We start from the raw sequence: 10,579 nt of genomic DNA on the forward strand, positions 1-10,579 counted from the left end.
AATGCACAGCGACGCCTTCGACCTCAAAGCCCTGATCCGCCCGGTAGTGGACTTCCCCAAACCGGGCGTGATCTTCCGCGATATCACCCCGCTGTTCCAGTCGCCGCGCGGGCTGCGCTATGTGGCCGACCAGTTCATCGAACGCTATGTCGAAGCCGAGTTCAGCCACATCGGCGCCATGGACGCGCGGGGCTTCCTGATCGGCTCGATCATCGCCCACCAGCTGAACAAGCCACTGATCCTGTTCCGCAAGCAGGGCAAGCTGCCGGCTGACGTGCTGAGCGAGGGTTACCAGACCGAGTATGGCGAAGCCTTCCTGGAAGTGCATGCCGACAGCCTGTGCGAAGGGGATTCGGTGTTGATCTTCGATGACTTGATTGCTACTGGCGGTACGCTGCTGGCAGCGGCCAACCTGGTGCGCCGGACCGGTGCGCAGGTGTTCGAGGCGGCGGCGATCATCGATCTGCCGGAGCTGGACGGGTCGCGCCGGCTGCAGGCGGCCGGGGTGCCGACTTTCTGCCTGACCGAGTTTTCTCTTAGCGAGTACTGAGTTGGGTTTTGGGGCTGCTTTGCAGCCCATCGCGACACAAGGCCGCTCCTACAGGGACCGCGCAATATTCAGGTATTCGCGGTCCCTGTAGGAGCGGCCTTGTGTCGCGATGGGCCGCAAAGCGGCCCCAACAATTCTCAATTAGAGCGAAATCGGCCGACGCCCCGCAAACGCATGGGCCAAGGTCCCACCATCCACCAGCTCCAGCTCGCCGCCCAGCGGCACGCCATGGGCAATCCGCGACGCCACCAGGCCCTTTTCGCTCAGCAACTGGGCGATGTAATGCGCCGTCGCCTCCCCTTCCACCGTCGGGTTGGTCGCCAGGATCACCTCGGTGAAGGTGCCCTGCTCCTCGATCCGCGCCATCAGCTGCGGAATCCCGATCGCCTCAGGCCCCAACCCGTCCAGCGGCGACAAGTGGCCCTTGAGCACGAAGTAGCGGCCACGGTAGCCGGTCTGCTCCACTGCATACACATCGGTCGGCCCTTCGACCACACACAACTGGGTATCGTCACGGCGCGTGTCGGCGCATTGCGGGCACAGCTCCTGTTCGGTCAGGGTGCGGCACTGACGGCAATGCCCAACCCCCTCCATGGCCTGGGTCAAGGCCTGGGCCAGGCGCAGGCCGCCGCTGCGGTCACGCTCGAGCAGTTGCAGGGCCATGCGCTGGGCGGTTTTCTGGCCGACACCCGGGAGAATACGCAGGGCATCGATCAGTTGGCGGATGAGAGGGCTGAAGCTCATGGGAAAGGCCTGACAAATCAATAAGAGGCGGTTTATACCCAGCGGGGGCAGTGGCGTCAAATCAGCCAAGGCTTGCGCAGTCCCTGTAGGAGCGGCCTTGTGTCGCGATGGGGCGCGAAGCGGCCCCAGGTTGCCAGCTTCGCAGCATGAATTGCCGGGGCTGCTGCGCAGCCCTTTCGCGACACAAGGCCGCTCCTACAAAGACCGCGCAGGCTGCAGGAACGCACAAAAAAACCGCCGCTGTCATCAGCGGCGGTTTTCGGTAACGCAAATGCCCTTAGAACGGCATCTTGAAGCCCGGCGGCAGCTGCATGCCGGCGGTCATGCTGCCCATCTTGTCCTGGCTGTTCTGCTCAACCTTGCGCACGGCGTCGTTCAGCGCGGCGGCGATCAGGTCTTCCAGCACTTCCTTGTCGTCTTCATCAGTCGACATCAGGCTCTGGTCGATGCTGACACGCTTGACGTCGTGACGACCGGTCATCACCACGCTCACCAGACCACCACCGGACTGGCCGGTGACTTCGGCGTTGGCCAGCTCTTCCTGCATCTTCTGCATCTTTTCCTGCATCTGCTGGGCCTGCTTCATCAGGCCGGCCATGCCACCTTTCATCATGGGGGTATACCTCGATTGGGTCATGTGATGCGGCCCGGCACCGGGCCGGCCGCATGGTTATCCGTTACTGGCCCTGATTAACCAGGGCTTCTACAGGCTCAATAGTATCCTGCCGCACCTTGGCGCCGAACAACTTGATCATCTGCTGGATCAACGGATCCTGCTCGATCGAGGTGACTGCATCCTGCTGGCGCTCGGCGCGTTTGCGCGCCGCTGCCTGGGCCGGGGTTTCCTGCTCGGGCAGGATCAGCTCGATGCGCAGGTTCAGCGTGCGCCCCAGGTGCTGGTTGAGCGCTTCGTTAAGGCGCCGCTGCTGGGTGGCGTTGAACAGCGCACCCTGGCCAGGGTCCAGGTGCAGCAGCCAGTCGTCGCCATCGGCGGCAATCAACGTACAGTTTGCCGCGATGTTGCCTGTCATCCCGGATACAGGCAACTGTGGGAATAATTCCAGCCATTGCAGGGCCAGGCCGGTGGCCGGCTTGGCTGCGGGCAGCGGTTCGGCTGCCGGTTTGGGTGCTTCTTCCTGGACGTGTTCGGCCAGTTCGTCCAGGTAGCTGAAGCCGACCGGGTCGCTTTCGCCGCCGTAATAGTCTTCGTCCAACGGCGGTTCATCGTCGCGGTCCATGCCCACGGCGGCATAGGCGGACGGGTCGAAGGGTGGCTCGTCGTCGTGTGCCGGGGCGGCAGGTGCCGGCGTGGGTGCAGCGGCCGGTGCAGGAGCAGGAGCAGGAGCCGGCGCAGGCTCGGCCACTACCGGTGCGGGCGCTGGCGCGGGCTCTTCCCATGGCAGGTCAACCACCTCTGCCACGGGTTCTGGTGCTGGCTCAGGTTCGCTGACCGGTGCAGGTTCAGCCGCCACCACAGGCTCGACAACTGGCTGTGGCGCTGGCTCGACCGGTGCGGGCGCCTGCACTTGTTGCGCGGCAACCGGTGCAACAGGCTCCACGACAGCAGCGGCCGGCGGTGCCACGGCAACCGTCGGCGCTGCCACCGGTGTTGCAGGATCAGCTGTGGCCTGGCTGATCCCCACTGGCTTTAGTACCGGCTTCGGCGCGTCGTCGGTGTCGGCCGGGCGGAACGCCAGCATGCGCAGCAGGACCATTTCGAAACCACCGCGCGGGTCCGGCGCCAGGGGCAGGTCACGGCGGCCGATCAGGCCCATCTGGTAATAGAACTGCACGTCCTCGGCTGGCAATGCCGAGGCCAGCGCCAGCACCCGCTCTCGGTCGCCCTGGCCGTTGTCCACCGCTTCCGGCAGCGCCTGGGCAATGGCCACGCGGTGCAGCACATTGAGCATCTCGGCCAGCACACCAGCCCAGTCCGGCCCCTGCTCGGCCAGGTTGCGCACGGCCTCGAGCAAGGCCCGGGCATCGCCTTCGAGCAGCGCCTGCAGCACCCCGTAAACCTGGCCATGATCGAGGCTGCCGAGCATGGCCCGCACATCGGCGGCCAATACCTTGCCTTCGCCAAAGGCGATGGCCTGGTCGGTCAGGCTCATGGCGTCACGCATCGAACCATCGGCCGCGCGCCCCAGCAGCCACAGGGCATCCGGCTCGAACGGCACGTTCTCGGCAGCCAGAACATGGCTGAGGTGCTCGACCACCCGCTCCGGGCTCATGTTCTTCAGCGAGAACTGCAGGCAGCGCGACAGAATGGTGGCCGGCAGTTTCTGCGGGTCGGTAGTGGCGAGGATGAACTTGACGTAGGGCGGCGGCTCTTCCAGCGTCTTGAGCAAGGCGTTGAACGAGTGGGTCGAGAGCATGTGCACTTCGTCGATCAGGTAGACCTTGAAGCGCCCACGGCTCGGGGCGTACTGCACGTTATCGAGCAGTTCGCGGGTGTCCTCGACCTTGGTGCGGCTGGCGGCGTCGATCTCGATCAGGTCGACGAAACGGCCTTCGTCGATCTCCCGGCACACCGAGCAGGTGCCGCAGGGCGTGGAGGTGATGCCGGTTTCGCAGTTCAGGCACTTGGCGATGATACGGGCAATGGTGGTCTTGCCCACACCCCGGGTACCGGTGAACAGATAGGCATGGTGCAGGCGCTGGTTGTCCAAGGCATTGATCAAGGCCTTGAGCACATGGGTCTGGCCGACCATTTCGCGGAACGAGCGCGGACGCCATTTACGTGCAAGAACCTGATAACTCATCGAAAAACCATCGTAGCCTGATCGAGCGGAAGATCGCTAATGCTAGCGGAGCGGGGGCAAAATTGCACCCTGCGCAAGTCGTCTAAGCTTTGAAACTGGCGCGCCATCCAGGGAGGATTGCCTTTGCGAAGACTGCTGGCCCTGTTGCTGCTGTGGAGCACCTACAGCCAGGCTGAACAGCCCGTGTTGCGTTTTTCTGTCGCTGAGAGCTGGAGCATGCCGCTGGTGCGCATCGAAAACGACCAGCCGGTGGAAGGTTTGCTGTACGACCTGATGCAGGCCTTGGCCAAAGAGGTGGGCGTACGCCCCGAATACCACGTCATGGCCCGCCTGCGCCTGCAGGAGGCGATGAACAGCGGTGATATAGATGTGCGCTGCTATGTCAGCACCCAGTGGTTCAATGACCGGCCGGGGGATTTTGTCTGGAGCATCCCGCTGCTGCACCAGCGAGACCTGCTGGTAGGCCGCGCTGGCGACAGTACTCCGCTGCCCCCGGAGCAACTGCCTGCCCAGGCCATCGGCACAGTGCTTGGCTACACCTATTCGACCTTGCAACCGCTGCTCGACCAGGGCCGCCTGCACCGCGAGGACAGCCGCAGCCAGTTGCTGGTACTGCAGAAGCTGCAAGCCGGGCGCTATCGGCATGCGGTAAGCAACCAGCTGTCGTTGCAGTGGTTCAACCAGGGGCTACCCGCCGAGCAGCAATTGCAGGCGCTGGCAGTGCTGGAGGACCAGGACCTGGGGTGCATGGTACGCAATGACCCGGCGATACCGACCCAAGGGCTGCTGCGGGCACTGGTGCGGATGAAGCAGTCGGGGGAGATCGAGCGGATTGTGCAGCGGTATGGGGGGATGGGCTATCCAACCCCTATGTCTGTGGCTCGCCCCTGATCTCTTGGAGTATCGGCAGCAATCTCTGACTCAAAATCTCAAAGTCGGCGCGGTCGCTGTGGGAGCGGGCGAGCCCGCGAACACCGGCAAGGCCGGTGCCAGCCACCGAGCTGCATTCTTCGCGGGCATGCCCGCTCCCACAGGATTGTGCGGTGCAGACACAGTTTCTATTGCAGGCTCAAGCCTGGTGGTGCTGTCAGCAGGCTGATTGCGCGCTCGCCAGCAAACCCGCACTCAAGAACATCCCCACGCCAAACACAAAATGCGTGGCCAGGCTCTTCAGGCAGTTGCGCAAAGGCGTCGGCGTCCTCGACGCAAAGAACCCCGCGCCCATCGCCGGCTGCATGAAGCACAAAGGTGCCACCACCGTCACCACACCGACAACCAGCGCGGGCAACAAAGTCGGTGCCAGCAACCAGCCCTCCCCCACGATCATGACCAGCAGCATCGCGAACAGCACGCCGATGGCGTAATGAATCCCCCACCCCAACGCCAGCTCATGCCGCACCGGTTCCGCCTTGGCAATCGCCTGGTGCCGCACACGCCCGTGCAGTAAATGCCCCGCCCAACGCCCGACCATGGCGAAGTTCAGCGTGGCGACACCCATCCGCCTCAGCAGCAGCCCCCACAAGTCCATCACCATCGTGGCACCGATACCAATTGGCAAAGCAGCGGAAAACATCGCAGTAAACGTCATTGAACAAGCCCTCGAAGATTGACGGTCATCACCATGCCGCGCAGCATAGAAGTTGAAGTCAACTTCAAGTCAAGGGCCCGAAATGGACATTGCCGACGTCGCCAAACGCACAGGCGTACCCGCCTCGACGCTGCGCTACTACGAGAAGAAAGGCCTGCTAAAGTCACTCGCAGGGCCTGGCCAGCGGCGGCAGTTCGCAGCCGATGTTGCAGACCGGCTGGCGCTGATCGCCCTGGGCCAGGCTGCGGGGTTTTCGCTGGATGAAGTGGGGACGATGCTGGTGGACCTGCAGGTCGACCGGCAGATGCTGATCGCCAAGGCCGACGAACTGGATGCACGAATCAGGCGCTTGCAGGCAATGAGCAAGGGCTTGCGGCATGCGGCGCAGTGCCCTGAGGAAGATCACCTGGAATGCCCGAAATTCCAGCGACTGATGAAGCTGTCGGCGGCGGGGCATGGGAAAAATGCGCAGGCTAGATAGCGGAAGCATTGAATTCGCTGTGCTTGGACGCTCATTACTCATCAAGATCGATGATAGGTAACATCGACATTTGCATGTTTTCTATCAGCCAAATGAAATGGAGAATGGCGCCTGAACTCAAATCTGGAACTGTCTGATGCGCTTTCTGCCTCTTGCTGCTGCCTCCTTCACTTTCACGCTGCTGGCGGGGTGCGCATCCGCGCCTAACCAGCCGACGAAGGAGTTGCTGACCGCGAAATCCCCAGAAGCTTTTTCCGCCTGCGTCATGCAGAAGTTGCAAGAGAATCAGCAATCGCCGAACGTCACCCATACGAGCCGAAGCTATCGCGTGATCCTGAGCAGCCCTGTTGCGGCGGACAATGTGATCGAGACGTTCAAAGGGGACACGGGCGGGAAAGTCTACGTTTATCAGCGAGGGCTCTTTTCTGAAAACCTCGTTCGCGTAGCTTCTCAATGCGCTTGAGGAGAAGTCGAGTAGGGTAATGCGAGGAATCCTTGAAAATTCAAGGACCTGAAATGGAGGCGGCCCCACCAGCCACACCCCGGCACTCGATGTTCCCGCTATGGCTGCTCCCTTCCGGGCCTGACCAGGTTAACGGGTAATCAATGCGGGGGGACCGATGGGGCCACCACTACAAGGCTCGCTGAACAGCGAGTGGCGCCATTGTACCGGTCTTGGGGGCAGATACAACCTCTGGAGGAGAAAAAGTCATCATTTCTCAATGACTTGTCCGGGTCGGCGTGGCCTGGAGCTGCCAAATAGCGGGTGAACCCGCTCCTTCAGGGTTAGCGCTGACAGCAAGACCAGCGCAGGACCTGTGGGAGCGGGTTCACCCGCGAAGCAGGCGCCGCGGTGGATGGCACGGGCTTCGCCCGTGTTCGCGGGCATGCCCGCTCCCACAAGGGCCGCGCAAGCCACAGGGGATTGCGCAGGGCGTTAGACAGCGATGCCCTGCTCGCCCAGGAAGGTGACGAAGGCATCTTCATCAAGCACCTTCACCCCCAACTCACTGGCCTTGGCCAGCTTGGACCCCGCCCCCGGCCCCGCCACCACGCAGTGGGTCTTGCCGGAAACCGAGCCCGCCACCTTGGCCCCCAGGCTTTCCAGTTTTTCCTTGGCAATATCGCGGCTCATGCGCTCCAGGGTACCGGTCAGCACCCAGGTCTGGCCGGCCAGCGGCAAGCCTTCGGCCACTTTCTTCTCGCTGCTCCAGTGCATGCCGAACGCCAGCAACTGTGCCTCGATGTCCCGGGCCAGCTTCTGGTTGGCTTCATCCTTGAAGAACTCGCGCACGGCTTCGGCCTGCTTGGCCGCCAGGGCCTGGCGCAGGTCGATACCGTCGGCGGCGATGATCTTGTCCAGGCTGTCGAGCTTGGCCACCAGCTTTTCGGCACCGGTAGGGCCAACCGAGGCGATGTCGAGCTTGGCGATCATCCCGGCCAGGGTGGTGCTGGCGGCGAATTCGGCAGCCAGCTCGCCTTCGTCCTGCAGTTGCATGCCGCTGTCCAGCAACTGCTTGATGACCTTGCGGTTGTGCTCGTCCTCGAAGAAGTTGTGGATCTCGTAGGCCACCTCCAGGCCGATGTCCGGCAGGTAGGTGAGCACCTGGGGCAGCGCCTGTTGCACGCGCGCCAGGCTGCCCAGCGAGCGGGCCAGCACCTTGGCGGTCTCCTCGCCTACGTCGGGGATGCCCAAGGCGTAGATGAAGCGCGCCAGGCCCGGGCGCTTGCTGGCTTCGATGGCATCCAGCAGCTTCTTGCTGGACACTTCGGCAAAACCTTCCAGGCCGACGATCTGGTCGAATTCCAGCTTGTACAGGTCGGCCGGCGAGCCGATCAGGCCTTCGTCCACCAGTTGCTCGACGCTCTTCTCGCCCAGGCCGTCGATGTCCATGGCGCGGCGTGACACGTAGTGGATGATCGCCTGCTTGAGCTGGGCGCCACAGGCCAGGCGACCGACGCAGCGGTACACCGCGCCCTCGCTGGTGGTTTCCTTGCCCTTGCTACGCTTGACCAGCTGGGTACGCTCGACCTGCGAGCCGCATACCGGGCATTCGCTCGGCACCTGCACCGGGCGCGCATCTTCCGGGCGGCGCTCCAGCACCACCTGCATCACCTGCGGAATCACGTCACCGGCGCGGCGGATGATCACCGTGTCACCAATGCGCAGGCCCAGGCGGGCGATTTCGTCCATGTTGTGCAGGGTGGCGTTGGACACGGTCACACCGGCGACCTTGACCGGCTTCAGGCGTGCCACGGGCGTTACCGCGCCGGTGCGGCCGACCTGGAACTCGACATCCAGCACCTCGGTCAGCTCTTCCATGGCCGGGAACTTGTGGGCGATCGCCCAGCGCGGCTCACGGGCGCGGAAGCCCAGTTCACGCTGGGCGGCCAGGCTGTTGACCTTGAACACCACGCCGTCGATTTCGTAGGGCAGGCTGTTGCGTCGCTCGCCGATGTCGCGGTAGTAGGCCAGGCATTCTTCAATGCCAGCGGCATGCTTGAGTTCGCGGCTGATCGGCAGGCCCCAGGCCTTGAGCTGCTCGAGGATGCCGATGTGGCTGTCGCCGATGCTCGCGGACACCTGGCCGACGCCATAGCAGCAGAATTCCAGCGGGCGGCTGGCGGTGATTTTCGAGTCCAGCTGACGCAGGCTGCCGGCGGCAGCGTTGCGCGGGTTGGCGAAGGTCTTGCCACCGGCTTCGGCCTGGGCGGCGTTGAGCCGGTCGAAACCGGCCTTGCTCATGTACACCTCGCCGCGCACCTCCAGCACCGCCGGCCACCCCTCGCCTTGCAGCTTGAGCGGGATGTTGCGCACGGTACGCACGTTGGCACTGATGTCTTCGCCAGTGGTGCCGTCGCCACGGGTGGCGCCCTGCACCAGCTGGCCGTCGCGGTACAACAAGCTCACGGCCAGGCCGTCGAGCTTGGGCTCGCAACTGTAGTCGACCGCACCGGGCTGGTCGAGGCCGTCTACCACGCGGCGGCCGAACTCACGCAGGTCGGCTTCTTCGAAGGCGTTGCCCAGGCTGAGCATGGGCACTTCGTGGCGTACCTGGCTGAATGCGGCCAGGGCTTCGCCACCCACGCGCTGGGTGGGCGAGTCGGGGGTTACCAGGTGCGGGTGTTCGGCTTCAAGCGCCTTGAGCTCGTTGAACAGGCGGTCGTATTCGGCATCGGGCACGCTTGGCTCATCGAGCACGTAATAGCGGTAGTTGTGCTGGTCGAGCTCGGCACGCAGTTCGTGGATACGGGTTTCGGCGGTCATGGGATTTGTCTTCTCTTGCAAAGCAAAAGAGCAGCCTGGGGGGTGGTGCCGGGGCCTTGAGGTATTTATTGCCTGTGCTGGCCTCTTCGCGGGCTTGCCCGCTCCCACAGGGACACCACGAGCCTCAAGGGCAGCGATGTACCTGTGGGAGCGGGCAAGCCCGCGAAGAGGCCGGCACAGGCGATAACAACACCCGAACCGACCAGCACGCCCTCAGGCTGCTCTTTCGTCTGGATCTGTCAGCGCTTCTGGGTCAGCGCACGGCGCTCGAACTCGACGATGCGCTGGCGGTAGTGCTCGATGGTCTGGGCGGTCAGCACGCTGCGCTGGTCGTCCTTGAGCTCACCGTTCAGTTCGTGCGCCAGCTTGCGCGCCGCAGCCACCATCACGTCGAAGGCCTGCTTCGGATGACGTGGGCCCGGCAGGCCGAGGAAGAAGCTCACCGCGCGGGTGCTGAAGTGGTCGATGTCGTCCAGGTCGAACACGCCGGGCTTGACGGCGTTGGCCATGGAGAACAGCACCTCGCCGTGACCGGCCATGCTCTCGTGACGGTGGAAGATGTCCATTTCGCCGAAGCGCAGGCCGCTTTCCAGAATGTTCTGCAGCAGCGCCGGGCCCTTGAAGCCACCCTCGTCGCGGGAGATGACGCTGATCACCAGCACTTCCTCGGCCGGCGGCAGCTCCTTGACACTGTTGCTGGCAGGCGCCGCACCGTTGCTGCGGGTGTTTTCCGCGGCAAAGTCGTCATCGCTGTCGGCAAACAGGTCGGGCTCGCGTGGCTCGGCGCTGAGGTTCAGGTCGCCCTGCTGTGCATCCGCAGCAGCGGTGGCGCGCTTGCCGCGCTTGGCAGCCTTGGCCGGCTTGGGCTCGCGCTCGCGATCACGCGCAGAAGCACTGAGCGACGGCAGGTCGCTTTCGTCCAGCTCAGGCTCCTTGTGGGTATCCAGCACCCGCGAAGGGCCAAGCACTTCGGCATTGCCCTCTTCGTCCGGCAGGTTGGAATAACTGCGATCCAGACGGAATTTCAACTTGCCTTTCCCGCCGCGCATGCGGCGCCAGCCGTCGAAAAGAATCCCGGCAATGACAATGATGCCGATGACGATCAGCCACTCGCGCAGACCGATTTCCATGTAATCCCGTGCCTCTATAAAAATATGCTTGAAAACAAAGGGTTCAAAGCCCTTTA

The 10,579-nt window shown here is 63.5% G+C and carries 10 protein-coding genes and 1 other RNA gene; 4 read left to right on the forward strand and 7 right to left on the reverse strand.

Features of this window, described 5'->3' with window-relative positions; all coding sequences use genetic code 11:
- Position 1 precedes the first annotated feature (1 nt).
- Positions 2 to 550, forward strand: a complete 549-nt coding sequence (locus C163_RS17940; RefSeq protein WP_009683910.1) for an adenine phosphoribosyltransferase — start codon at positions 2 to 4, stop codon at positions 548 to 550.
- A gap of 141 nt (positions 551 to 691) precedes the next feature.
- On the opposite strand, the gene recR is transcribed toward C163_RS17940, so the two are convergent.
- The 3 genes from recR to dnaX form a co-directional block, all read right to left on the reverse strand.
- Positions 692 to 1,294, reverse strand: a complete 603-nt coding sequence (recR, locus tag C163_RS17945; RefSeq protein ID WP_003259670.1) for a recombination mediator RecR — start codon at positions 1,292 to 1,294, stop codon at positions 692 to 694.
- 277 nt (positions 1,295 to 1,571) lie between these two features.
- Positions 1,572 to 1,907, reverse strand: a complete 336-nt coding sequence (locus C163_RS17950; protein ID WP_003259671.1) for a YbaB/EbfC family nucleoid-associated protein — start codon at positions 1,905 to 1,907, stop codon at positions 1,572 to 1,574.
- 64 nt (positions 1,908 to 1,971) lie between these two features.
- Complete coding sequence (gene dnaX, locus C163_RS17955; protein ID WP_025340017.1) at positions 1,972 to 4,056, reverse strand: DNA polymerase III subunit gamma/tau; 2,085 nt, start codon at positions 4,054 to 4,056, stop codon at positions 1,972 to 1,974.
- Between the two features lie 123 nt (positions 4,057 to 4,179).
- On the opposite strand from dnaX, the gene C163_RS17960 reads away from it, so the two are divergent.
- Complete coding sequence (locus tag C163_RS17960; protein ID WP_025340018.1) at positions 4,180 to 4,947, forward strand: ABC transporter substrate-binding protein; 768 nt, start codon at positions 4,180 to 4,182, stop codon at positions 4,945 to 4,947.
- A 196-nt stretch (positions 4,948 to 5,143) separates the two neighbouring features.
- On the opposite strand, the gene C163_RS17965 is transcribed toward C163_RS17960, so the two are convergent.
- A complete protein-coding gene (locus C163_RS17965; protein WP_025340019.1) occupies positions 5,144 to 5,644 on the reverse strand; it encodes a DUF2938 domain-containing protein in 501 nt (166 codons plus the stop codon).
- A gap of 82 nt (positions 5,645 to 5,726) precedes the next feature.
- Here C163_RS17965 and C163_RS17970 point away from each other — a divergent pair, with 82 nt between their 5' ends.
- Positions 5,727 to 6,125, forward strand: a complete 399-nt coding sequence (locus tag C163_RS17970; RefSeq protein WP_038408245.1) for a helix-turn-helix domain-containing protein — start codon at positions 5,727 to 5,729, stop codon at positions 6,123 to 6,125.
- 136 nt (positions 6,126 to 6,261) lie between these two features.
- Entirely contained in the window at positions 6,262 to 6,588 is a 327-nt protein-coding gene (locus C163_RS17975; protein WP_025340020.1) for a hypothetical protein, read from the forward strand.
- Positions 6,589 to 6,651: 63 nt separating this feature from the next.
- Here the strand turns inward: C163_RS17975 and ffs are convergent.
- From ffs to zipA, 3 genes are all read right to left on the reverse strand, one after another.
- Positions 6,652 to 6,748, reverse strand: an RNA gene (gene ffs / locus C163_RS26660) — signal recognition particle sRNA small type.
- Between the two features lie 314 nt (positions 6,749 to 7,062).
- On the reverse strand, positions 7,063 to 9,393 hold the full coding sequence (gene ligA, locus C163_RS17980; RefSeq protein WP_025340021.1) for an NAD-dependent DNA ligase LigA: 2,331 nt from the start codon (positions 9,391 to 9,393) through the stop codon (positions 7,063 to 7,065).
- 239 nt (positions 9,394 to 9,632) lie between these two features.
- Entirely contained in the window at positions 9,633 to 10,523 is an 891-nt protein-coding gene (gene zipA, locus C163_RS17985) for a cell division protein ZipA (protein ID WP_025340022.1), read from the reverse strand.
- Positions 10,524 to 10,579 lie beyond the last annotated feature (56 nt).

It is taken from the genome of Pseudomonas sp. FGI182 (genome assembly GCF_000511325.1).
In the GTDB taxonomy this organism is placed as follows: Bacteria; Pseudomonadota; Gammaproteobacteria; order Pseudomonadales; family Pseudomonadaceae; genus Aquipseudomonas; species Aquipseudomonas putida_Z.

Bases quoted from the DNA above. Each gene is read 5' to 3' on its own strand.
- C163_RS17940 (WP_009683910.1), top strand. From the start codon at position 2: ATGCACAGCGACGCCTTCGACCTCAAAGCCCTGATCCGCCCGGTAGTG.
- recR (WP_003259670.1), bottom strand. From the start codon at position 1,294: ATGAGCTTCAGCCCTCTCATCCGCCAACTGATCGATGCCCTGCGTATT.
- C163_RS17950 (WP_003259671.1), bottom strand. From the start codon at position 1,907: ATGATGAAAGGTGGCATGGCCGGCCTGATGAAGCAGGCCCAGCAGATG.
- dnaX (WP_025340017.1), bottom strand. From the start codon at position 4,056: ATGAGTTATCAGGTTCTTGCACGTAAATGGCGTCCGCGCTCGTTCCGC.
- C163_RS17965 (WP_025340019.1), bottom strand. From the start codon at position 5,644: ATGACGTTTACTGCGATGTTTTCCGCTGCTTTGCCAATTGGTATCGGT.
- C163_RS17970 (WP_038408245.1), top strand. From the start codon at position 5,727: ATGGACATTGCCGACGTCGCCAAACGCACAGGCGTACCCGCCTCGACG.
- C163_RS17975 (WP_025340020.1), top strand. From the start codon at position 6,262: ATGCGCTTTCTGCCTCTTGCTGCTGCCTCCTTCACTTTCACGCTGCTG.
- ligA (WP_025340021.1), bottom strand. From the start codon at position 9,393: ATGACCGCCGAAACCCGTATCCACGAACTGCGTGCCGAGCTCGACCAG.
- zipA (WP_025340022.1), bottom strand. From the start codon at position 10,523: ATGGAAATCGGTCTGCGCGAGTGGCTGATCGTCATCGGCATCATTGTC.